Below are 22,316 nucleotides of genomic sequence, written 5' to 3'. Positions count from 1 at the left end.
TCACGGTGTATTCAGCTTGCTAAGCTTAAATAAGCGGCAAATGGCATCGGTTCGCTATGGCGCGCTACCCAATTGACAAAATAGACCAAAAACGAAATATACCGTAAGTCTATATAAATAGTATTATTTTCATAGTGTGCCAGAGGGCACAAAAGCCCAGGCTGCAAGATGCGATAAATTGTCGTTAAGAATCGATTGATCACCCCATGATAAATCCAAAACGATCGCAAGCCCCGGCGTGCCCCCAAGACTATCCTGCGGAAGCGATCCCGCGCTGCCGCCCCATATTAACGCTGGCGAGGCCAGATCCCGCCGCATTGATGTCCACAATTGGCGCATAAGCTAAGGGCGCTGGTTCGAACAGGATCCCTTTATGCTGCACAGTTTGGCGACCGCCCAAGTGTCCCTGGAGGATGACGCCCATTCGGCGCACCCCCTGGGCGGAATTTTGCTTGGCCCCGCCCGGCCCGATTTGATCCGCGACGAACTGCTTTGCGAAATCTTCGCCGCCACGGTTGCAAGCCGCCCCGCCGCCGCCGCCATGATCACAGCGGAAGGCAGGCTGACCTATGCCGAGATCGACGCGAGAGCGGAGAATCTCGCGCGCCGTCTTGTGCAAAAAGGGGTTCACCCGGGCAGGATTGTCGGGCTCTGGATGCCGCGCGGCCACGAGCTTCTGATCGCTCAGATCGCCGTTGCCAAGACGGGCGCCGCCTGGCTTCCCTTCGACGCGGATGCTCCGTCCGAACGGGTCGCCATTTGCCTTTCGGACGCCGAAGCCTGGGGCGTTTTGACCAGTTCCGCTTTCGCGGCGATGCTCACCGCGCCCTGCCCGGCTTGGACCTATGCCGGGCTCTTGGCCGAGCCTGTTGACGCTTTTGACACAACGAAGGTCGACGCGCGCGCGCTTGGCGCCCGCCCGGACGACCCAGCCTATCTCATTTACACATCCGGCTCGACCGGCACCCCGAAGGGAATCGTGATCTCGGGGCGCAATATTTGCCATTATCTGCGTTCCGCCAATGAGGTCTATGGCGTCCAGGACAGCGATGTCGTCTTCCAGGGAGCATCGGTCGCCTTCGATCTTTCGATGGAGGAAATCTGGATTCCCTATCTCGTGGGCGCCACGCTCTTCGTGGCAAGCGCCGAGATGCTGGGCGAAGCCGACAAGCTGCCTGACCTCCTCGAAGCACACAAGGTCAGCGTGCTCGACACCGTACCGACCTTGCTTTCGCTGCTGCCACGCGACGTCGCGAGTTTGCGGCTCATCATCCTTGGCGGTGAGGCTTGCCCGCCTTCGATCGCGGCGAGATGGTGCCGGCCTGGCCGCAAAATCTTCAATTCCTATGGACCCACAGAAACGACGGTCGTCGCAACAGTTGCGGAGGTCAGACCGGGGACACCCGTCACCATCGGGCGGCCGATTCCGAATTACACTTGCTATGTCGCAGGCGAAAATCTCGAATTGCTCCCCCCCGGCGTCGAAGGCGAGCTGCTCATCGGCGGACCCGGTGTGGCAAAGGGCTATTTGCGCCGCGAACGGCTAACCCGCGAAAAATTTATCGCAAATCCATTCAACCCATATTCTTTCGACACCAATTCCTTTGGGGCAGAGCCGGCGGACCCTTTTTTGTACCGGTCCGGCGACGCGGTCAAAATCGAAGCGAACGGCGACATCGGCTTTCGCGGCCGAATCGACGACCAGGTGAAGGTGCGTGGGTTCCGCGTCGAACTGGGCGAGATCGAAAGCAAGCTCGGTGATGTTTGCGGGGTTGCGCAAGCCGCCGTCGTCTTGCGCAGCGACAACGACATCGAGCAGCTGGTCGCCTTCGTTGTGCCAGGCTTCGATGTCGAACTCGATTCAAAAGTTCTGCGCAATGAACTGCGGCAACGTCTGCCCGCCTATATGGTGCCGGCAAGATTCGAGCAAGTCAGAAGCCTGCCGAAACTATCGTCCGGCAAGATCGACAGGAAGAGTCTAAAGCTGATCGAGCTTGCCGCCACGGATATAACCGAGGCGCAGGAAGAGCCGCGCAACGACATGGAGGCGAAACTTCTCGACGCCGCCAAACGCGTGCTGCCGCCGCAAGCGATCCCTTTCGATGCCGATTTCTTCACCGATCTCGGCGGCCATTCCTTGCTCGCCGCGCGTTTCATCTCGGTTGTCCGCGAAACGCCCGCGCTGGCAAAGATCACCTTGCAGGACGTCTATACGGCACGTTCGCTCCGCACATTGGCCGAGCTTCTTGAAAAAAAATGGGGCCGTGGCACAGCTCCCGAAGATCTCTCCTTTGAGCCTCCGCCGCTGTTGCGCCGTTTTCTCTGTGGCTGCGCGCAGGCTGTGGCGCTCCCGGTTATCCTCGCGCTGGTGACCGCGCAATGGCTCGGCGTTTTCGTGAGCTATATGCTGCTGACCAGCGCCGATGCGAGCTTCGCCGAGGAAGCGATTTCGCTCATCGGCGTCTATATGTGCATCAACATCGCGACGGTGGCGATCGTCATCGCCGCGAAATGGCTGGTGATCGGCAGATTCAAGCCAGGGCGCTATCCCTTGTGGGGCGTCTATTATTTCCGCTGGTGGCTGGTGAAGCGATTCCTTGGTCTCGTTCATATCAAATGGTTCCAGGGCTCGCCAATCATGCGCCTCTATCTCCGGGCGCTTGGTGCGAAGATCGGCACGGATGTGCTGCTGGGTGAGGTCGAACCGGGCGCCGTCGATTTGATTTCGATCGGTTCGGGAACGAGCGTCGGCGCGAACGCCAATTTCGCCAATGCCCGGGTCGAGGGAAACGAACTCATCATCGGCACCATCGACATCGGAGCGCAGGCCTATATTGGCTCGTCCTGCGTCATCGAGGAAAACACGGTCATCGGCGAGGGCGCCGAACTCGGGGATTTGACCGCGCTCGGCTCGGGCGGGCGCGCCGGAGCCTGGGAAATTTGGGATGGCTCGCCAGCGCGCAAGACCGGCCTGGTGGACCGCGCCGCATTGGACGCGCCGTCCAAAGCTTCCCCCGCGCATCGCGTCCTCATGACGGTCATGTACACGGCTCTTATTCTCGCCATCCCCCCGCTTGGCCTGTTGCCGATTTTCCCGGCCTTTTGGGTGTTTGACCGGATCGACGATTTGATCGGCACGGCTGATTTCGATCGCACCATCTATATGATGTCGATCCCCATAATGGCGTGGCCGACCGCCTTTGTCATGGTGCTCGTCACCGTCGGCTTTATCGCGGCCTGCCGTTGGATCATCCTGCCACGGGTGCGCGAGGGGACCTATTCGGTGCACTCCTGGTTCTATTTCCGCAAATGGGCGGTGGCGCTCGCGACCGAGGTGACGCTCGAGACCTTGTCGTCCTTGTTCGCGACGATCTATATGCGCACCTGGTACCGGCTGATGGGCGCCAAAATCGGCAAGGACGCCGAAATCTCGACGAATCTTTCCGGCCGCTACGATCTCGTCGAGATCGGTGAGAAATGCTTCATCGCCGATGAAGTCATCCTCGGCGACGAAGAGATCCGCAACGGCTGGATGTATTTGAAACGCGTCAAGACAGGCCCGCGCGTGTTCGTCGGCAACAGCGCCGTGGTGCCGGCTGGGGCGGAAATTCCTAGTGACGCACTCATCGGCATCAAGTCGAAACCGCCGGCGAACCATCTGATGCATTCGGGCGACACCTGGTTCGGATCGCCACCCATCAAGCTTCCGGTCCGCCAGACATTCGATGGCGGCGGCACGAATTGGACCTATGAAGCGCCGCCCTGGAAAAAATTTGCCCGCGCCTGTTTCGAGGCCGTCACGATTTCCATGCCGACCATGTTGTTCATCACCTTCGGCACCTGGGCGGTGGAATGGTTCAGCACGGCCGTGCTCAACGGTGAATATTTCAAGGTCGCGTGGCAGTTCACATTTGCGTCCGTTGCCATTTGCCTCGCCATGACGCTCATCGTCGTCGCGATAAAATGGATCACCATGGGCCGTTACGAGCCGATGATGAAACCCATGTGGTCCTGGTGGGCGATGCGGACCGAGGCGGTGGCGGTGATCTATTGGGGCTTGGCGGGGAAGGTTTTGCTCGATCATTTGCGCGGCACGCCGTTCCTGCCTTGGCTCATGCGCCTGTTCGGCACGAAGTTTGGACGCGGCGTGTTTATGGACATGACCGACATCACCGAATTCGACTGCGTGAGCGTCGGCGATTACGCCGCCTTGAACACGCTGAGCGCGCTGCAAACGCATCTTTACGAGGATCGCGTGATGAAAGTCGGCAAGGTGTTCGTCGGCAACGGCGTCACCGTCGGCGCGGGCTCCACCGTTCTTTACGATACGCTTGTGTCCGATTATGCCCGGCTGGGGCCGCTCACTCTTGTCATGAAGGGCGAGCAAATTCCCAGCAACACGGCCTGGGAAGGGGCGCCCGCCGAGCCGAAGGCATCGATGGACACGACGGTCCTGGCTAAGGCAGCCGCCTAAACGAGCGCGATGGCGGCGATCTGGCGGCCGTAATCGGGTTCGTTCTTATGCACCGAGCGGCGGTAGGAATAGAAAGTCTCGGGCTCGGCATAGGTATCGCGCGCCAAATCCTCGAACGAGCCGATGCCCGCTAGCCACAAGCGCAACGCGATAAAGCCTGGCAGATCGAACAGGAAATGCCCGTCGTTCGGCGAATCCGCGAAGAAACCGGCATAGCTTTCCGACGCCTCGACGAAACGTTCCGCGAATTCGGCGCCGACCTCATAGCTTTTCTGGGCGATCGTGGGGCCGATCGCCGCCACCGTCGCGGCGCGGCGGGCGCCCAGCGTTTCCATCGCCGCAAGTGTCGCTTCGAGAACGCCGGTCAAGGCGCCTTTCCAGCCGGCATGCGCGGCGCCGATCACCCGCGCCTCAGTGTCAGCAAAAAGGATCATGCCGCAATCTGCGCCGGTGACACCAAGACCAAGACCGGGCGTCGCGGTCACGAGGGCATCGCAGCGCGGACGCTCGGCAAAGGCTTGCGTCACCACCAGAGCGTCGGGCGAATGAATTTGGTAAGGCACGAGCAGATTCGCGGGGGCAATTTTAAGACAGGTGGCCATCCGGTGGCGGTTCTCGGCGACGGCGCTGGGATCGTCTTTTGAGCCGACGCCGCCATTCAGCGACGCGTAAACGCCGGTCGAGACGCCGCCCCGCCGCGTGAAAAATCCATGCGAGAAGCCTGGCCCTTCGAGCAGAGAGGCTCGCAGGGGTGTTGGCAATGCGTCCGTCATGCTGCCCCCTCGAAACCCGGCGGGACGTCGAGGCCGGGCGCCGTCACGGCAAGCGCCTTGAAAAGCCGCGCCATGCTGGCGCTCCCCGCAGCCGTCCCATCGCCCGCCAGACGGTCGAGCGCCGCATCGATGGCCGCGCATTGGCGCGCATTTGCACGTTTGCGCAAGGCCACGGCCCGCTCATGGAGACCTAGCCGGGCGAGAAATTCACCTTGCGGCACGGGGCCATGAACCGCCGCGCCCGAAGCCCGTGCCGCCCGGGCGAGGTTACGAAAATCAACATGCGCGGTGAGATCGGCGCCGCCAGGATCGGCCAGCGGGTCGGCGAAACGATGCCGCTGCACGGCTTGCAAGGTTTCACCGCGCGGGGGGCCATCATAGCCGTAATCGATGGCGAGGAGGGCGCCGCCTTGCGCCGCGAGGCGCGCCGCAAGACCCGCCATCACATGCATGGCCGCAAAACCTGCCTCCAGCACCTCACCCGGTTCTCCTGGCATAGCAAGGCCGGGGTCCGGACCGGGGGCGAGGCCAAAGCAGAGTTGCCCAGTGCCATCGAGGCCGACGAGCCGCTCATGCCAGCCATCCACACCGCGAACGAAATGGCGGACCGGCAGACAGTCGAAGAACTCATTGGCGATAATGATCATCGGGCCAGCGGGCAGATCCTCGACGCTTGTGTGCCATTTTGGGACAAGCCCAGACGCGGCCAGCGCGGCACGCTGACTCCGCCGCAGGATCTCGCTTGTCTCGACGAGATGGAGATCGATCGCGCTTAGAAAATCCGGCGCGATTTTCGTCGCCCGCAAAGCATCCGCCATCAGACTGCCGCGCCCCGGCCCCAACTCAACCAGAAGGAAAGGCCTTGGGGCGCCCATGGCGCGCCAGACGGCGACACACCAAAGGCCGATCAATTCGCCGAACATCTGGCTGATCTCTGGCGCGGTGATGAAATCACCGCTCTCCCCGAGCGGCATTTTGGAGGTGTAATAACCGTGTTCCAGATGGCCGAGCGCAAGCTTCATATAGATCTCGATGCTGATTGGGCCGGTCTCGACGATCATTTCGCGGATCAAAGTTTCGAGTGGCGTCATGCGGGCTTTCCATTCCCGCTCGCCAGCAGCGGCGTCCGGCGGGCATGGACGATCAGCGCGAGACCCGCAGCGATCAAAGGCAGCGACAAGAGCATGCCCATGGTGGCGCCCCCGAACAGAAATCCAAGCTGTGGATCAGGTTCCCGGAAAAACTCACAGATGATGCGCGCGATACCATAGCCGGCGGCGAATATTCCGGCGATGAGACCGGGCCGCCGCAGGGCCCCCAACCGGACTGCGATATAGAGCACCACAAATAAAACCAGCCCTTCGAGAGCCGCCTCATAGAGCTGGCTCGGGTGACGCGGCAACGGGCCGCCGCCGGGGAACACCATGGCCCAGGACACATCCGAAGGCCGCCCCCAAAGTTCCGGTTTGATGAAATTGGCGATTCGCCCCAGAAAGAGCCCGATCGGAACCGCGGCGGCGCAAATATCTGTGAGGCTCAGCACCGGCAGGTGTTTGCGCTTGGCGAGCCAATAAATGGCCAATGCCGTTCCGGCGAGACCGCCGTGAAACGACATACCGCCTTTCCATACGGCAAAAACCTCAGCCGGATGGGCGATGTAAAAGCTCGCATTGTAGAAGACGACGTAGCCGAACCTGCCGCCGAAGATGACCCCCATCGCCACATAGAAAAGGAGATCGTCGATATCCAAGGGATTGAGCGGCGATGGGCCGCCCCAAAAGGCTTTTCGACTCACCAAGGCCCGTGCATAGAGCCAGCCGAGCGAAAGCCCAGCGATATAGGCCAAGGCGTACCACCGGATCGGCAAGGGGCCGATATTGATCAGAACCGGATCGATGCTTGGAAAGGCAAGAAGGAAGGGCATGGTGTTCCGCGGACCGGGGAAAATGACGCGATGGCGGCGGACCGCCTCAAGCATTTTGCATCACGCTTGTTCGCGGTTTGATGAAGGCCAATTGACGGCCTTTGAGTCAAGCAGATGGGGTATTTTCGCGGCAAAACCCCAGAGTGCTGGAATCGTACCTCCAAAATCGCTCCCCGCCCAAGTTATCCTATGTTATAAGCGCGCGAAAAATGGAGTGACTCATGGCGGCAAACCGCGTGTTGGATGATTTCGCAAAGCTTATGACCGATGCTAGCGAGGTGGCCCAAGGCGTCCGCCGCGAGGCTGAAACGGCAGTCAAAAGCCAGCTCGACCGCCTCCTCGCGACCATGGATGTGGTCTCGCGCGAGGAATTCGAGGCCGTCAAGCAGATGGCCGCGAAGGCCCGCGACGAGAACGAAAAGTTAAGCAAGAGAGTGGCTGCGCTCGAAGCCGCGATTTCCGCGGGCGCCGGGAACACTACAAGTAAATAGAAATTGCGCACCGCCGCCAGCTGCCGGGCAGGCGGCGGTGCGTCATGCAAATTTCACTGGCCGGGCGGAATTATCCCAAACTCGACGCGCCGGTCCGCTTCCCCGCGGCCCATTGCTCCGGTGGTGCTGGTGCTGCGCCCTTCCCCAATCCGGTCTGCCCCAGCCAAAGATATTGTGCCGCCGAACCCTTTGGCGCTCAGCATAGCCGGGCTTACGCCTTCCCTCACCAAGATTCGGTACACCGAATCCGCGCGCTGCTGCGAAAGCCTCACATCATTGGCCGACGTACGCGTGCCATGCGTATAGCCCCTCAATTGAACCAGCGTTCCGGAAGGCAATTGCTTGATCTGTATTGCGGCCTGCCGCAGGATGGGGATGTTGCGCGAAGGGACCGTTGTACTATTGGGCGGGAAAACAATGATTGGGAAATCAACCGCAGCCTGATTTTGCAGCTCTCTGGTGCTTAATGCGAGCTTCATTTTGGGCGGGCTTTTTCCGGTCACCGCCGCCACAACAAATTGCGGCATTTGACCCGCCGGGAGGGGAGCAATCACCCAAGCAAGGTTTGTCTGGGATGAGGCTGCCGCAACATGAAAGCCGCCGCCCCCAGCTTGCATCTGCAAGTCCTGGCCGTTCGAACGGCCAACCAAGGCACCGAGATTTTCAATCCATCCCGCCGTTACCGTGAAGCTCGCATCGAGATTTTCAGCAGCTTGCGACATCGCGGGAGGAAGGGGCGCCGCTGCGGTTTCCACCATGATGGGAGCCGGCTGGAATACGAATCGGTCGCCGGCGCTGCCGACCGTGATGGAGTGCCAGAACAATCCGAGCGTCACAAGCACAGCCGCGGCGGGCACAAGCAGCGAAACTGCCGAAGTTTTACCCCCCGTATCGAACTTTGGCATTTGCGTTCTCCAAAATATTAATGTCTCAAATTGCGGCGGCGCAGACGAGAGTGCCGGATCGGGAAACCGCAGTCTCGCGGGAGCGGCAACGGGAACCGGGCAATCTGCGTCCACACGAACGATAAGCTTAGGGATGGCATAGCGGATAATCTTGGTAACGTAACTATCGGTCAAGCGGGTTTTTTTTGCGAGCCTCTCAATAAATTCGGCGCCAACCGCATTTTTGACTTCCCGCGTCGTAAGCGGCCATGGGTGGGAAGAGCCGAACCATGAGGCTATTTTTTCTGCAAGACTCGCCCTCGTGATTTCGTCCAAGAAACCGTCAATTCCCCCAGGCTGTTTAGCAACAAAACCCAATAATTCTATGACAATCGTACGAGCCTTGGGCCCGAGATCAAATCGAACCGCAATATCCTCAATAAGCTCGTCTAAATTTGAAAGCTCATCTAAATTTGACATCTCGGCTGTACCGTCCAGTATACGCCTAACGGTCTCCGACTTGACACGTAACTCTCACGAGCGGCGGAAAGTTCCCAAGTGATCGGCGACCCCCGCGCGAGGATCATCTTGCGCTGGCTCGTAATCGTTTCACAGGTGATGGTCGAGACAGCGAGCGGCAATTCTGCTGTTATATCCTGCCTTCATAAATGAGCCGTGAAATTCAAAGCTCGAATGATACGCCACGGCTGACTTCGCGGCGCAGCAATTTAAAAATTGCGCGATCCATTTATGGAATTCTGCGAACCAATAGATATTTTTCAGAGTTGGAACGATTCGCCGATTGCGAAGGCCAGTCCCGCCCCTTCCCCGGAGTCCGCGCCATGATCGATTACGATTCAGAAGAATATGATTTCGACGAGGACACGCGATCGGAAAAGCGTTCGAGTTTGCGCAGTATCGTGGCGCGGGACTGGCCGTATGTTCTGATGCTTACGCTTGCCATTTTTGGCGTCGCCTACACGAACTTCGCACGCCAGGCGATGACGGGCTATTGGATCGTTCTCGCACCCGTCTTTGGACTCATCTGCGTGGCGGCAAGGTGGCGCCAGCTTGAAAGCAGCCGGTCCCAAGTGAAGTTGATCGTGACGCAGGCCCTTCACTGGGCGGCAGTCGTATTCGCGATGTATCTCGTGTTCGTCGCGGACGTCAAACAAATGATGAGCGATTTCGCCAGTTCGCTCATGGTGCTGACCGTCCTTGCGCTGGGAACATTCACGGCTGGCATCCATGTGGGCGCTTGGCGGATTTGCTTGATCGGAATTGTCCTGGGACTTGGCGTCCCCGCCATCGCATGGTTCGAGGAAAGAACGCTCCTGATCCTGCTGCTGACGTTCGTATTGTTCGCGGCCATTGCGGTGTTTGTCGTGCTTGAGCATCGGCGGAGAACGAAGGACCCGTTCTAAACATTGATCACTTCGAGAGCAGCGCTTTAAGCCAATTCTTGCGCGGAAGCTGGGCTTCGCTCTTCGTGGAAATGGAGACGGGCGGCGGCGTATTGGCCGCCTCGGTCAGATTTACCAGATGCTGGCGCATCGCAAACCGGATGGTCACGCCAATCGCGGCGGCCAGCGGCACCGCGATCAAGAGCCCGACAAAGCCAAACAAATAGCCGAACGCGGTAATGGCAAACATCATCGAGACGGGATTGAGTTGCACCCGCGAGGCGATGAGATAGGGGGACAGCAAATAGTCAGCGATCGCTTGCCCGGCAAGAAAGATCCCGACCACAACGGGAATCATGGTCCAGTGCGGCCAAAACTGCAGCACCGCCACGCAGACCGAGAGCAAAAGACCGCTGAGCGATCCAAGATAAGGAACGAAGCTGATAAGACCGGCGGCAAGGCCGATCAGAACACCGTGGTTGAGGCCAATAGCCCAAAGCGCGACCGCATAATAAACGGCGAGAATGAGGCAGATTGTTCCCTGCCCGCGAAGGAAGCCGGCGATGGTGTCGTCAAGTTCGCCAGCAAGCTCCAGCACCATCGGCCGCTCTTCCGTTGGAATGGCGCGGTTGATCGCCGCGATCAGATGCCGCCAATCGATCAGCAAATAAACCGTGACGATTGGGGTGACTACCAAGAGCGAGACCATCGAGAGCACGGCCGCGCTATCCGACCACAGCCTGCGCAAAAATGTGGGAATCCAGTCGGCGGCCAGTGCCGCGATCTGCCCCGCCGATTGTTCTGCGTCGGCCAGTCCTTCGCCGAGAAGCTTGCGGAGCCATGGGCGGCGGGGATCGTTGGCGAAAGCCTGCATTTGCGCGATGTAGTCTGGGAGTTTGTCGATGAAATTCGCAATCGCGGCACCGAGCACAGGCGTCACCAAGACGACGATGGTGGCAACTCCTATGATGAAAATGCCGACGATGCCGAGCGTCGCGAGAGTGCGGTTGATCCCATGCCGCTCAAGCCACTCGACCACCGGTTCGAGCAGATAGGCCAGGGCGAGCCCGGCCACAAAGGGCAGAAGGATATCGTGCAGCAGCACGATCAGCAGGACGAGGACCGCCAGCATCCCAATCCAGAGTGTGGAAGGACGCAACGCCTTCATGCCATGCCCCCGCTGGCGGCAGCCTTTCCGCATGAGGGCTCGCCAAGATTGTTGAATGCCCGGCGAGTTTTACTGATCGGTGGAGGATGTCAATAACGAAATCCCTTCCATTGAAAAATTGCTGGGGGCGGCGGGTTTTCCCCGGCCTCGTCCCGTTCAGCGGGGGACAACCTGGCCAAACCCGGTTGCAAAAGGCGGCCACCTTGTGATTCCCTATCCTTGCCCGTCGAAAATGAAAATTGAGTCGGCCGTCAGCAACAACAAAATCACAAGCTGGAAACGCGGCTGCGTTTCAAGGTTCCCGCAAAATCCACCCGAGGCCAGAATGTCGCTTTTGCAATTCGACGCCGCCCGCACCGAACATCCCGTCGATATTATCGAACGAATCGCCGCGCACAATCACTGGTCGTTCGACCGCGACGAACAGGATGAGATTTCGATCTCGGTCACCGGCGGCTGGACCGACTACAATATTGCCTTCACCTGGCTCGCCGAGGTCGAAGCCTTGCACGTCGCCTGCGCCTTCGACCTCAAAGTACCGCCGCCGCGCCTGATGGAGCTGGCCTCGCTCGTCGCGCTGATCAACGAACAATTGTGGATCGGGCATTTCGACATTTGGCCCTCTGAGGGCGTCATCATGTTCCGGCACGCCATCTTGCTTGCCGGCGGTGCTGAGCTGAACGGCCACCAGTGCCAGACGGTGCTCGCCAGTGCGGTGCGCGCCTGCGAACGCTATTATCAAGCGTTTCAATTTGTGGTCTGGGCCGGCAAATCTGGGTCCGAGGCGCTGGGTTCGATCATGCTTGAAACGCAAGGCCGGGCCTGACATGCCATCGCCCGGAGCGGATCGCTTCAAGGCGCGCTTGCTTCTTGCCGGAGCAGGCAAGATGGGCGGCGCCATGCTGCGGGCATGGCTCGACCGGGGCTATGAGCCGGACAAAATCCATGTCCTCGAGCCGCACCCCTCGCCGGAGATTTTCGAACTCGCGCGGGACCGCGGCTTTGCCCTGGGAGCCCCCTCCATTGCACCGGACATTCTCGTGCTCGCCATCAAGCCGCAGAGTCTCGATGAAGCGGCGCCCGGGCTTACTGCGTTTGCAAGCCCGGCAACGCTGGTCATTTCGATCCTCGCGGGCAAAACCATCGCCAATATCGCGGCGAAACTGCCGCAAGCGACGGCCATCATCCGGGCGATGCCCAATCTTGCCGCGGCGGTGGGACGCGGCGTCACCGTGCTGACTGCCAACCCGGCGGCAACGCCAGCCCAGCGTGCGGCGGCCGAATCCTTGCTCGCCGCGACCGGCGTGGTCGAATGGCTGGCGGACGAGGCCTTGATCGATGCAGCGACGGCTGTATCAGGTTCCGGTCCCGCCTATGTGTTTTACCTTGCCGAGGTCTTGGCAAGCGCCGGAACAAGCGCCGGTCTCCCCGCCGAGATCGCCGCGCGGCTCGCCCGCGCCACCGTCGAGGGGTCTGGGGAATTGTTGTTCCGGAGTTCTGGCAAAAGCCCCGCGGAATTACGCGAAAATGTGACATCGCGTGGCGGAGTCACGGCGGCCGCCCTTGAAATCTTGATGGCGCCGGATGGCCTTGAACCCTTGCTCGAGCGCGCCGTGAAAGCCGCGCAACAGAGGGCGAGGTCGCTTGCTGGCTAGCCGCGCCGCCGCGATTACGCTGCCAGCTTTGGTCTTGTCAGGCCCTGCCGCCTGTCAGGAAGACCCCTGGCTGGCGATCCAGCCGAACGCCACCGGTGCAACCAATTATGTCAGGCGGTCGGAGATCGAAGCCTTCGCGGATGTCAGCCCGTCCAATTGTATGTTGATCCTTTCCGACGGCGAGGAAATCCGGGTTTTCCAAAAATGCGCGCCCGTCGCGGCCGTCTTGAAAAACGAGCGGTTGGTGTCCTTCCCAAATGAATTTGGGATGGTGTTTGTCCTGACGTCATCGATTTTCGATTTGGTGTCCACCAACAATTCCGGCTGCCGCCTCAATTTGAAAAACCGGAAATTCGTGTCCGTCAATCAGTCTTGCGAATCCACGCATCAGGCGCTGCCGCGCGAATAAATGAAAAGCCGGCGGCCGCTGGGAGGCCCGCTTGGAAGCGGCGGGCGCACGTACTAGATAAGCATCGAACCAAGTTTGAACCCCTCACATGGCGCAGGAGACGAAGATGGACGAGCCGCAGACAGCCGGAGCGGACCCTCAATCGGCGGCCAACGCCGTTGCAGCACCGCCCAAGGATCCGAGAAACGCAATCATCGACGCGCTCATGGAACTCGCCGGGGAGCGCAGCTGGGACGACATCACGATCTCGGACGTCGCCGCCCGGGCGAATGTCACACTCGCAGCCTTTCGGGATTATTATCCATCAAAGGGGGCTATCCTCGCCGGTTTTTCCCGCCGGATCGATCACGTCGTTCTTGAAGCGGCGAATGCCGGGGATCTCGCTGGCGAACCCCCCAAGGAGCGTTTGTTTGATGTTTTGATGCGACGCCTCGACGCTTTGGCGCCTTATAAGCTCGGTCTCGAAGCCGTTTTCGACTGGGGCCGCCGTGATCCGCTCGCCGCAACCGCCCTCAACCGTGTCGTCATCAATTCGATGCGCTTCATGCTGGAGGCCGCCGGCATCGAGTCCGAAGGACCCGTCGGCGCACTCAAACTGCAAGGGCTCGCCGTTGCTTGGGCCAGGGTTTTGCAGGTTTGGTTTCGCGACGATGATCCCGGCCTCGCGTCGACCATGGCAACGCTCGACCGCGAACTCACTCGCGGGAGCGGATTTGTCGCACGCGCGGAGGATCTCAACCGACTCGTCTCGCCTTTGTTTTCGCTGGGCCGCTCTTTGTTCGAGCGCAGAAGGCCGCGCAGCACAGCGCGCGCGAGCCATTACGAGGACGAAAAGGAAGACCGGTCCGTCTCGTGAAGCTTACCGTTCCGGGCTTGGGCCCTCATGCCGCGACCACTCCCGCGGCGCGAGTTCAATGAGTGCCGGGCCTGCCGGGGTCGGCCGCCCCGTGTGTTTGGTAAGTTTCAGCCGGTCGACGGCCCAAAAGCGGAACGAGGGCGCAGCCAGCGCCAAACCAAGCAGATCCGAAACGAAACCTGGCAAAATCAACAACACCGCCCCGGCTCCAGCCAAAGTGCCATCGAGGACAGCCTCCCGCGACAAGACGCTGTTGTCTTTGCCTTTTGCCGCCATGACCTTGCGCAACCGCAGTGCGGCGGAAAGGCCGACGCGCCGCAAGGTGGCAAGCCCGGCAACGCTCGTGAGAATGCAAGCGACGATGGCACCCAAAAAGCCGATCCAATGAACGACGAGGGCGAAGGCCGCGAGTTCGGCGGCGAGCCACAGCGACAAATACAGCAGGAAGAGGACGGGCAGACGGACGAGGGGCTGGCGCATGAAAGTGCCGTTCGTTCCAAGGCGAAGCATTAAGGCCACCGTAAAGACTGGACTTCAGCTTTTTGCTCCCCAAATAGAATACATGATAAAAGCACAATCAAGGCCCCCTCGCTCACAGTTGAGGCATCAGCGATCCCGATGCAGGATTCATTTGATATGACGACGATCATTTTCGCGCTCCTTGCCGCTTTCGTGGTGTGGAAGCTGCGCTCGGTCCTCGGCACCCGCAGCGGTACCGAAAAGCCGCCGTTCAATCCGTTCGCGCGGCGGGCGCCGGGCAGCCTCGGACCGCGCCCCGGTGATCCCGCCCGCGATCCGGTTGATCGCGTGATCCCGCTGCCAGGAGCCGCCGAACCCACTCCGGTGCCCGCACCCGACAAGAGCAACCGGTGGAAACCCTATGCCGAGCCAGACTCGCCTGCCTGGGCGGGGCTCGATGCCATTACGGCGGCCGATCCATCTTTTGCGATCAAGCCTTTCGCCGATGGCGCCAAAGCCGCCTATGAAATGATCGTCACCGCATTCGCCGCCGGAAACCGGGAGGTGTTGCGCAATCTGCTCGCACCGGACGTGTTCGAGAGTTTCGCATCCGCCCTCGACGAGCGCGAAAAACGCGGGGAAAAGGTCACCACAACTTTTGTGTCGATCGACAAAGTGGCCGTCGAACAGGCAGCCCTGCAGGGCAATACCGCCGAGATCAAGATCCATTTCACGAGCCAAATGATCACCGCAACGCGCGATCAAGCAGAAAAAGTCGTTGATGGAAGTCCCGACCGGGTCGTCCAAGTGGACGATATATGGACGTTCGTTCGTGACACGAAGTCGCGCGATCCCAATTGGAAACTCGCCGCGACCGAATCGGCGGCTTGAGTCTCGCCGTCCTTCGAACAGATGGCGGGCACCGCGGGTTTTGCCGATGACCGCTGTTCCCGCCGCGCCGCCGCAGTTTGCAACTGGAGGGCGTGACTTAGATCTTATGCCGCGGTCTTTTGACGATCTGCCTGGTTTCAGTGCGGAGGATCATCTCGCGGCGTTCAAGGTTTTCGTGCGATCTTGTGAGGCCATCGCAGCGAAAGCCGCGCCGCTGCGAAAAGGGACAATCGCCTCCGCCGCGTTCGAAGCCATCGCCCATGCGGCGCTCCGGGAAGACGTCACCGATGCCGCGCAAGCGCGGCGGTTCTTTGAGACCCATTTCCGGCCCTTTGACATCTCGGTGAAGGGCCAGGTGCCCGGCAGCAACGGCTTCCTCACCGGCTATTACGAACCTCTCGTCGAGGGATCGTTGACCCGCAGCCGGGATTTTGCGGCGCCCATCCTCGCGCGCCCCGATAATCTCGAGTCTCTCAAGCTCTACCCTAGCCGTGCCGAGATCGAAGCCGGCTCAATTGGCAGCCACACGCGCCCGGTCGTGTGGCTGCGCGACTTCGTGGAAGTATTTCTGATTCAAGTGCAAGGCTCGGCGCGCATCCGTCTTATGGACGGCAGGGTTAAGCGGCTCGTTTATGCCGGGCGCAATGGCCTGCCCTATACCTCGATTGGCCGGAGTCTTATCGACAGCGGCGAAATCACGGAGGCGGATATGTCACTCGCCGCGCTCAAGCAGTGGATCCGCGCGCACGGCCAAAATCCAGGCGAGGCGGGCTTGACGCTGATGCATCGCAATCAATCTTATGTTTTCTTCGACCTCGACGCAGACACCGATCCGCAGCTTGGCCCCACTGGCGGGCAAGCGATCGGCCTCACCGCCTTGCGGTCGATCGCCATCGACCGCACGATCTGGCCCTATGGGTTACCGTTCTGGATCGACGCCGATCTTCCGTGGCACAGTGCCGCCATTTCTGCGTTCCGGCGCCTGATGATCGCGCAGGACACCGGCTCCGCAATCGTGGGGCCAGCCCGCGTGGATATTTTCTTTGGCTCGGGGGATGACGCCGGAGCACGGGCGGGCGATATTCGGCATGCGGGCGGCGTGACTGTTTTGCTGCCCGCCGTGGAGGGCCGGACCGGTGAATGAAAACCTCCCGCCATCCGGCAAGTCCCGGCTCCGGCGGCTGAGCGCGGAAGAGATCGAGCTTTGGCTCAACGTCACCAAGGGCGTCGCGCGACGGCCGGGAAGCCGCTTGCCGCAACCACCGAACGCGGCGGAGCCTCGTCCCCGCAACCTGGACAAAAAGCCGGAAATCGCCGCGGGAAAACCCATTGCGACGGTGACTGGACGAGCGTCCCCGCCACTGCCTCCGTCCCCTCCCACTTTGGCTCCGCTCGAACGGCGACTGCGGCAGAAGCTGGCGCGCGGCCGCGCCGCGCCGGAAGCCGCGATCGACCTGCACGGCATGCGCCGTCAAGAAGCGTTTCTCGCCTTGCGTCAGTTTTTGACGCACGCACAGATCGAGGGCGCCCGGCTCGTGCTGGTGGTCACCGGCAAAGGCGAGCGCGGCGCGCTGGGGGAAGGTGCGCCCGGTATTTTGCGGCAAAGTGTCCCGCATTGGCTGCGCGAGCCGGCCTATCATGCGATCGTCGTCGGCTTCGAGGAAGCCCAGCGCCCGCATGGTGGCGCCGGCGCGTTCTACGTCCGGCTTCGCCGCCGCGACCGCCCATCACGCGGGAACGCGCCGTGACCATCGCACCCCCGGACTGGCACAATCTGCAGGCGCCTTCGATCGATGACCTCGACCGCATGGCACAGACGGCCTTCATGGCGCTGCCAGTGGAATTCCGCCGCCTCTGCGAGGGTGTCGTAATCCGGGTCGAGGAATTTCCGGACGATGCGACTCTTGATGAACTGAATTGCGAGAGCGAGTTTGGACTTTTGGGGCTGTTTCGGGGCCGCGGCCGGGCCCAGTCCGAGGCCACCCCGATGACCGGGCAATTTCCCAACATGGTCTGGCTCTACCGGCGCCCGATCCTTGACTACTGGGCGGAACACGAGGAAACCCTCGGCGCCATCGTCAGCCATGTTCTGGTGCATGAAATCGGCCATCATTTTGGGCTTTCCGACGATGATATGCATGTGATTGAGCAGGCTGCGGGGTAGCGCACCGCCAACGCACCATTTAAAGGGTCAATCATGATCGAGGACGCGCTCGCTGCGGCGAGACAGATTCTGACGCCGCCATTCCGGGCCGTCCTTTGGAAGACGCTGGCGTTGACCCTGGCTTTGCTGGCTCTCGTATGGGCTGTGCTTCACAAATTGCTCGTCGCGGGGGCGCTTCCCGTGTCCTGGGCGCATTCCTGGACGGCGACCGCTCTGTCGCTGATCAGCGGCGCCGGGCTTTTCGCCGGTCTCGCGTTTCTGGTGACGCCGGTCTCGTTCATCGTCGCAGGCTATTTCTTCGACGAACTGGCGGAGGCTGTCGAACTCACCCTCGCGCCAGGCAAAGCGACTGGGCGTGCGATGGCGATCCATGAGGCGCTCTGGCTGTCGGTGAAATTTGCCGCGGTGGCGCTCGCCGTCAATGCCGCCGCGCTGCTGCTTTTGCTGGTTCCCGGCATCAACGCCGCGGCGTTTTTTGGCGCCAATGCTTATTTGTCGGGACGCGGCTATTTCGAGCTCGCGGCGGCGCGGCATGTGCCCTTCTCCGAGGTCCGGCGGCTGCGCAAAGCCAATGAGCTTCGGCTGTTCGGCGCCGGCCTCGTTGTCGCGGCACTGCTTGCCGTTCCGCTGCTCAACTTACTCACGCCGCTTTTCGCCACGGCCTTCTTCGTGCGAATCACGGACAAGATCCTGCAGCGGGACGGAAACGGGCGGCAGGTAGCATAGTCGCGTTGCCCGCTTAAACGGCACGGCTGCTGGCGAATTGCCCGGTTTTCCGGTAGCGGTAGAGGTAGGTTGGGACGAAGGTCTCGAAGGGTTCGGGCTGAATGCCAAGTCCCGCCAAAGTGCGCCCTTCCGCGATCGCTTGCGGCGAGACGACATTGTCGATGTGCAACAGTTCGACCTGATCCTTGGTTATGCGGAACATTTCAGGATAGAGGCCAAGCGACAGTTTCGTCAGGGCTTCGGTGACCACCGCGAGGAGTTTCGCGCGTTCAAATGACACTGGAACAAGCCGGCGCTGACGCTGCGTGACTTTTAGGACGAATTCATTGATACGCCGCAGCGTCGCGACTTCCGGGCCGCCCAACTCATAGACGGTCCCCGGCTTCGCCTTGCCCTCGAGCGCCAGCGCAACGGCTGTTGCAACATCCCCGGCGAAGACAGGCTGCAATTTGGTGTTTCCGCCGCCGATCAAGGGAAGCGCCGGCATCAAGCGGGCCATGGCGGCGAAACGGTTGAAGAATTGATCCTCCGGGCCAAACACGACCGAGGGCCGGGTGATGACCACACTGGGTAGAATTTGCCGCACCGCAGCCTCACCGAACGCCTTGGTTCGCGCATAGAGCGAAGCCCCCGCCGGATCGGCGCCGATGGCCGACATATGGACGAAAAGATCCAAGCCCGCGTCCTTCACCGCTTGGGCGACTGTTTGCGCGCCGAGGTGCTGAATCGCATCGAAATGCTGAGCGCCAGTTTGCTGCAAAATGCCGACGAGATTGACGGCGGCGGCGGCATCCCGCAGCGCATGGGTGACGGAGTCAGGATACCGCAAATTGGCCTGGACGGCGTGAATTTGGCCAACTTTGCCGAGCGGCTGCAAATGAAACGCGAGATCGGGGCGGCGCACCGCGACCCGCACCCGCCAGCCCCGCCGCGCCAGGGCGCGAACCACATGCCGGCCAATGAAGCCCGAACCGCCAAATACCGTCACGAGGCGGTTCGCCCCCAAAAAGTCATCGCTCATCGCCGCTGGTCTCCGGTGCAAGGCTTGCTGCCAGCGCCGTTTTAGAGTGCTTTTCCGTGCAAGGGAATCGCGGAATGCGCGGCGAATGCGCGCTTTGTATTGACAAAAGCTGGAAGCCGCCCCAATCAGGGCCGCATGCCCTGGTGGCGGAATTGGTAGACGCGCTGGTTTCAGGTACCAGTGGTGAAAGCCGTGGAGGTTCGAGTCCTCTCCTGGGCACCATATTTTTATATTAATTTATTTTATTCCATTGCACCTGCTAGCTAAGAATCCGCCTTCGTCTCTTACTTCCGGAATTGGCTCGATACGTGAACGGCGCCATGAGGTGAAGCGAAACCTCATCGGCGCGCCGCATCCCTCTATTTGGAGGTATCCGTCATCGGAACGGCCTCGAACCCTTCGAAGACGGGATGCCCGATGGTCAACGAAGGTCCGGTTCCGGCATTTTTATGAGCATCCCGGAACTGACCGGATTTCGTCCACGCGATAAAATCTTCCCGGCTGTTCCAGACGGAGTGTGAAATGAAAGGCGTATGCTCATCGGCAGCCTCGCCACGCAGCAGATGAAAGGCGGAAAAGCCGGTCATTTCGTGAAGCCTGCTGTCGCGCGAACGCCAAAGCTGCTCAAACGCCTCTTCTTCTCCTTTGCGGACCTTGAATCGATTCATTGCAATGAACATGGCGTTCTCTCACGGGTACGAAACAGCCCTACTAACAGGTAGCCGTGTTATATATCAGTAGAAGAGCGCTTGTTGGCAAAGTTTGATCCCCGCCAAAGCGGCTCGAAATTCGCATAATGGTTTGGGATGAGACGGCCGCCGCCCGCATAGTGCGTCATCAGCGGCAGGCGAGTCCATTCCGAGAAGGACGAAGGATGACGGCAATGAAAGCTGCAAAATTGGAACAGCCAGACGAAACAATGTTTTCCCATGTCAAGGAAGGCGATACGAAATTCGTCTCCGACGGTCTCCGCGATTTCTTCATTTACCGGGATCTCGGCATCGCCAAAGCCACGGGCGGCAAAGTCATCGCCCAGCTGGTCAGGGCGAACAAGCCGCCGGAGGCCGGCACCGGCTGGCATAGGCACATCGCCGACTTTCACATCGTCATCATGCTCAAGGGCTGGGCTCGTTTCATGTATGAAGACAAGCTAACCTTGGTCGAGGCGGGCGATTGCGTTCACCAACGCCCGGGAATTGTTCATTATCTGTTCGACTATTCGAAGGATATGGAATATTTGGAGGTCGCCGGGCCCGCCGACTTTGGCACGGTCGAAATGCGCGGCCCATGCGAAGTTCCTGCCGTGACACCCTGGACCTGACCTGGCGCGGCCGGCGTCATTGTCCGTTTAAGACGCTTCTGAAGTCAGAAGCGCCCTCACGAAAGCGAGCCGGAGACAAGCCCGATGCGGGAACTCAGCGCCGAAGGCCGCAAGATAGCCGATGACTTGGCCAGCCGCCATGGGGTCGGCAGCGATGCCGTGGCGGCTTTGCTCTATGCGCTTGAACTCGGCAATGGCACGCAGGCCCAGTTCAACCACCCCGATCTTGGCGGCATGGGTCAATGGTCGCAGGGCGGCATGATCATGGTCGGCGACATGTTCAATCAGGGCCTCAAGTACCGCGTTGATGCGCTCTGCAATGAGATTTCCACGCTCTTACGCAGTCAACCGCCATTTTCCTTGCAAAATGCAAGTTCCTCTCAAACGCAAAGCCAAGGTGGAGCTTATCCGGGCGTCAGCCTCTTCATTCAGGGATCTGGCCTTTCCTCGAACAATTGGTGGCCCGCCGAGCTTGGCAGCCCAGCCTCGACCGGCGCCCAGAACAATCTGAATTATGCCTGTTTCCCGGTCTCGCGCCGCCTGGCGATCCGGCAGGATGGCAAGGTGAGCGTTTATGATACCGGTGAACATCGGATCACCGGCTTCTCCCAGCAGCAAAGCGGCGACCAGTCGCTGACCTTCACCAGCCAGCTCGGGCTTGTCCGCGTCGCCGATTTACCCGCAGTCGTTGCTAATAGCCCCGATGTGCCCCAACCACCGCCAGCGCCTGCCAGCGCCCCCCCGCGGCCGCAGCCCTCATCGGTGCCGGCGACGCCTCCCCCACCAGCCCTAATCGTGGCTGCCTCACCAGTCCCAGCATCGGCCGCGACAGACGACATCTTAACGACAATCGAACGGCTTTCAGACCTGCGCCAGAAGAATATCCTCACCGAAGCGGAATTTGCGACGAAAAAGGCGGAGCTTTTGAGCCGTCTGTGATCGCTGCATAGTCTCATGGACTTAGGCTGCCGAGCGTGACATTTGGCTGACCCTGCGCTAACTCTTCATCAACGGATTGCGCATTGTTGCAGCGTTGCCGCGCAACGCCTGCTCTTTAATAAGGCAGCGTCCGCAGGGAGATGGTTCACTGGCAGCTTCCGTTTGCCGGCGAGCTTCGAATTCGGGCCAAGGAAAGGCAAAGACCATGACAAAAATCCCCGACGAATTTCGTGACTTAACAGCCAAAAGTGTCGAGGAGGCCCGTAAGGCCTTTGATACATTCATCCAGGCCGCTCACAAAGCGACCGCACAGGTGGAAGGCACTGCGAACGCCCTGCAATCCAGCGCCAAGGAGGCCAGTGTAAAAGCGCTCAGCTTCACCGAAGCGAATGTGAAAGCGGCGTTCGACCACGCCCAGAAGCTTATTCAGTCGAAGGATCCTCAGGAGATGCTTGCGCATCAGACCGAATTTGTGAAGAAACAGCTCGCCGCCATCGAGGCCCATGCGAAGGAACTGGGGGCTGCGGTCCTGAAGAAAGTAACGCCAGACAAGTAATTTTCCCGTGCAGGCCAGCTTCGCGGCGGTTTTGTAATTGAGAATCGTTACCTCGGTGCAGAGCCGCCATGGCTTGCGCGGGCACACCGGATTGCGGTCCGCGTCCAGCTTGGGGCTCTTGATACCTGATATATTCTCATATTTTTCGCTACCCTTGTAGACCCATGGCCCGGCTCTTGCCGCGCGCCTTCATTGGCCTTAC

Annotated in this window: 23 protein-coding genes and 1 tRNA gene; 16 read left to right on the top strand and 8 right to left on the bottom strand. The window is 60.4% G+C overall.

The window, feature by feature from the left end; translation table 11 throughout:
* The first annotated feature begins 373 nt into the window (after positions 1-373).
* On the top strand, positions 374-4,474 hold the full coding sequence (locus tag QEV83_RS15070; RefSeq protein WP_280128513.1) for a Pls/PosA family non-ribosomal peptide synthetase: 4,101 nt from the start codon (positions 374-376) through the stop codon (positions 4,472-4,474).
* Here QEV83_RS15070 and pgeF read toward each other — a convergent pair.
* From pgeF to lgt, 3 genes are read right to left on the bottom strand one after another with little or no spacing between them, the layout of a single operon-like run.
* Positions 4,471-5,247: a peptidoglycan editing factor PgeF gene (pgeF, locus tag QEV83_RS15065; RefSeq protein WP_280128512.1), complete on the bottom strand. Its 777-nt coding sequence runs from the start codon at positions 5,245-5,247 to the stop codon at positions 4,471-4,473. The two genes, QEV83_RS15070 and pgeF, sit on opposite strands and share 4 nt — an antisense overlap.
* The gene (locus QEV83_RS15060; protein ID WP_280128511.1) at positions 5,244-6,338 is read right to left on the bottom strand and encodes an SAM-dependent methyltransferase; all 1,095 of its coding nucleotides are present in this window, start codon (positions 6,336-6,338) and stop codon (positions 5,244-5,246) included. Before QEV83_RS15060 ends, pgeF begins: the two co-directional genes overlap by 4 nt.
* Positions 6,335-7,171 carry a prolipoprotein diacylglyceryl transferase gene (lgt, locus tag QEV83_RS15055; RefSeq protein ID WP_280128510.1) on the bottom strand — a complete coding sequence of 279 codons (837 nt, stop codon included), beginning with the start codon at positions 7,169-7,171 and terminating at the stop codon, positions 6,335-6,337. The genes QEV83_RS15060 and lgt overlap by 4 nt, the downstream gene beginning before the upstream one ends.
* 221 nt (positions 7,172-7,392) lie before the next feature.
* Here lgt and QEV83_RS15050 point away from each other — a divergent pair, with 221 nt between their 5' ends.
* A complete protein-coding gene (locus QEV83_RS15050; protein ID WP_280128509.1) occupies positions 7,393-7,662 on the top strand; it encodes an accessory factor UbiK family protein in 270 nt (89 codons plus the stop codon).
* A 53-nt stretch (positions 7,663-7,715) separates the two neighbouring features.
* Here QEV83_RS15050 and QEV83_RS15045 read toward each other — a convergent pair whose 3' ends face one another.
* Complete coding sequence (locus QEV83_RS15045; protein ID WP_280128508.1) at positions 7,716-8,567, bottom strand: OmpA family protein; 852 nt, start codon at positions 8,565-8,567, stop codon at positions 7,716-7,718.
* Between the two features lie 821 nt (positions 8,568-9,388).
* On the opposite strand from QEV83_RS15045, the gene QEV83_RS15040 reads away from it, so the two are divergent.
* Complete coding sequence (locus QEV83_RS15040) at positions 9,389-9,970, top strand: hypothetical protein (protein ID WP_280128507.1); 582 nt, start codon at positions 9,389-9,391, stop codon at positions 9,968-9,970.
* Between the two features lie 7 nt (positions 9,971-9,977).
* Here QEV83_RS15040 and QEV83_RS15035 read toward each other — a convergent pair whose 3' ends face one another.
* Entirely contained in the window at positions 9,978-11,150 is a 1,173-nt protein-coding gene (locus QEV83_RS15035; RefSeq protein WP_280128506.1) for an AI-2E family transporter, read from the bottom strand.
* A 292-nt stretch (positions 11,151-11,442) separates the two neighbouring features.
* Between QEV83_RS15035 and QEV83_RS15030 the strand changes: the two genes are divergently transcribed.
* The 4 genes from QEV83_RS15030 to QEV83_RS15015 all read left to right on the top strand — a co-directional run bounded on the left by QEV83_RS15030 (position 11,443) and on the right by QEV83_RS15015 (position 14,037).
* Complete coding sequence (locus tag QEV83_RS15030) at positions 11,443-11,943, top strand: YbjN domain-containing protein (RefSeq protein WP_280128505.1); 501 nt, start codon at positions 11,443-11,445, stop codon at positions 11,941-11,943.
* Position 11,944: 1 nt separating this feature from the next.
* A complete protein-coding gene (gene proC / locus QEV83_RS15025; RefSeq protein ID WP_280128504.1) occupies positions 11,945-12,772 on the top strand; it encodes a pyrroline-5-carboxylate reductase in 828 nt (275 codons plus the stop codon).
* Positions 12,762-13,181: a hypothetical protein gene (locus QEV83_RS15020; RefSeq protein ID WP_280128503.1), complete on the top strand. Its 420-nt coding sequence runs from the start codon at positions 12,762-12,764 to the stop codon at positions 13,179-13,181. The genes proC and QEV83_RS15020 overlap by 11 nt, the downstream gene beginning before the upstream one ends.
* Positions 13,182-13,287: 106 nt before the next feature.
* Complete coding sequence (locus QEV83_RS15015; RefSeq protein WP_280128502.1) at positions 13,288-14,037, top strand: TetR/AcrR family transcriptional regulator; 750 nt, start codon at positions 13,288-13,290, stop codon at positions 14,035-14,037.
* 3 nt (positions 14,038-14,040) lie between these two features.
* Here the strand turns inward: QEV83_RS15015 and QEV83_RS15010 are convergent, their stop codons facing one another.
* Positions 14,041-14,517 carry an FxsA family protein gene (locus QEV83_RS15010; RefSeq protein ID WP_280128501.1) on the bottom strand — a complete coding sequence of 159 codons (477 nt, stop codon included), beginning with the start codon at positions 14,515-14,517 and terminating at the stop codon, positions 14,041-14,043.
* A gap of 138 nt (positions 14,518-14,655) precedes the next feature.
* Here QEV83_RS15010 and QEV83_RS15005 point away from each other — a divergent pair, with 138 nt between their 5' ends.
* From QEV83_RS15005 to QEV83_RS14985, 5 genes are all read left to right on the top strand, one after another.
* Positions 14,656-15,387 (top strand): Tim44/TimA family putative adaptor protein, encoded by a 732-nt coding sequence (locus tag QEV83_RS15005; protein WP_280128500.1) that lies wholly within the window; start codon positions 14,656-14,658, stop codon positions 15,385-15,387.
* 106 nt (positions 15,388-15,493) lie between these two features.
* The gene (locus QEV83_RS15000; protein ID WP_280128499.1) at positions 15,494-16,531 is read left to right on the top strand and encodes an MltA domain-containing protein; all 1,038 of its coding nucleotides are present in this window, start codon (positions 15,494-15,496) and stop codon (positions 16,529-16,531) included.
* The gene (locus tag QEV83_RS14995) at positions 16,524-17,135 is read left to right on the top strand and encodes a Smr/MutS family protein (protein ID WP_280128498.1); all 612 of its coding nucleotides are present in this window, start codon (positions 16,524-16,526) and stop codon (positions 17,133-17,135) included. Before QEV83_RS15000 ends, QEV83_RS14995 begins: the two co-directional genes overlap by 8 nt.
* Before the next feature lie 59 nt (positions 17,136-17,194).
* Positions 17,195-17,551, top strand: a complete 357-nt coding sequence (locus QEV83_RS14990) for a metallopeptidase family protein (protein WP_280131089.1) — start codon at positions 17,195-17,197, stop codon at positions 17,549-17,551.
* A 33-nt stretch (positions 17,552-17,584) separates the two neighbouring features.
* Positions 17,585-18,277 carry an EI24 domain-containing protein gene (locus QEV83_RS14985; RefSeq protein WP_280128497.1) on the top strand — a complete coding sequence of 231 codons (693 nt, stop codon included), beginning with the start codon at positions 17,585-17,587 and terminating at the stop codon, positions 18,275-18,277.
* Between the two features lie 13 nt (positions 18,278-18,290).
* Here QEV83_RS14985 and QEV83_RS14980 read toward each other — a convergent pair whose 3' ends face one another.
* Positions 18,291-19,298 carry a complex I NDUFA9 subunit family protein gene (locus tag QEV83_RS14980; RefSeq protein WP_280128496.1) on the bottom strand — a complete coding sequence of 336 codons (1,008 nt, stop codon included), beginning with the start codon at positions 19,296-19,298 and terminating at the stop codon, positions 18,291-18,293.
* Positions 19,299-19,435: 137 nt separating this feature from the next.
* Between QEV83_RS14980 and QEV83_RS14975 the strand changes: the two genes are divergently transcribed.
* Positions 19,436-19,520: transfer RNA gene (locus QEV83_RS14975), tRNA-Leu, on the top strand.
* A 137-nt stretch (positions 19,521-19,657) separates the two neighbouring features.
* Here the strand turns inward: QEV83_RS14975 and QEV83_RS14970 are convergent.
* The gene (locus tag QEV83_RS14970) at positions 19,658-19,978 is read right to left on the bottom strand and encodes an antibiotic biosynthesis monooxygenase (protein ID WP_280128495.1); all 321 of its coding nucleotides are present in this window, start codon (positions 19,976-19,978) and stop codon (positions 19,658-19,660) included.
* Positions 19,979-20,181: 203 nt separating this feature from the next.
* On the opposite strand from QEV83_RS14970, the gene QEV83_RS14965 reads away from it, so the two are divergent.
* The 3 genes from QEV83_RS14965 (at position 20,182) to QEV83_RS14955 (ending at position 22,114) form a co-directional block, all read left to right on the top strand.
* Positions 20,182-20,619 (top strand): cupin domain-containing protein, encoded by a 438-nt coding sequence (locus QEV83_RS14965; protein ID WP_280128494.1) that lies wholly within the window; start codon positions 20,182-20,184, stop codon positions 20,617-20,619.
* Between the two features lie 84 nt (positions 20,620-20,703).
* Positions 20,704-21,558 carry an SHOCT domain-containing protein gene (locus QEV83_RS14960; RefSeq protein ID WP_280128493.1) on the top strand — a complete coding sequence of 285 codons (855 nt, stop codon included), beginning with the start codon at positions 20,704-20,706 and terminating at the stop codon, positions 21,556-21,558.
* Between the two features lie 205 nt (positions 21,559-21,763).
* The gene (locus QEV83_RS14955; protein ID WP_280128492.1) at positions 21,764-22,114 is read left to right on the top strand and encodes a phasin; all 351 of its coding nucleotides are present in this window, start codon (positions 21,764-21,766) and stop codon (positions 22,112-22,114) included.
* The last annotated feature ends 202 nt before the right edge of the window (positions 22,115-22,316 follow it).

It is taken from the genome of Methylocapsa sp. D3K7 (genome assembly GCF_029855125.1).
In the GTDB taxonomy this organism is placed as follows: Bacteria; Pseudomonadota; Alphaproteobacteria; order Rhizobiales; family Beijerinckiaceae; genus Methylocapsa.
This window is presented reverse-complemented; position numbering and strand designations above follow the sequence as displayed.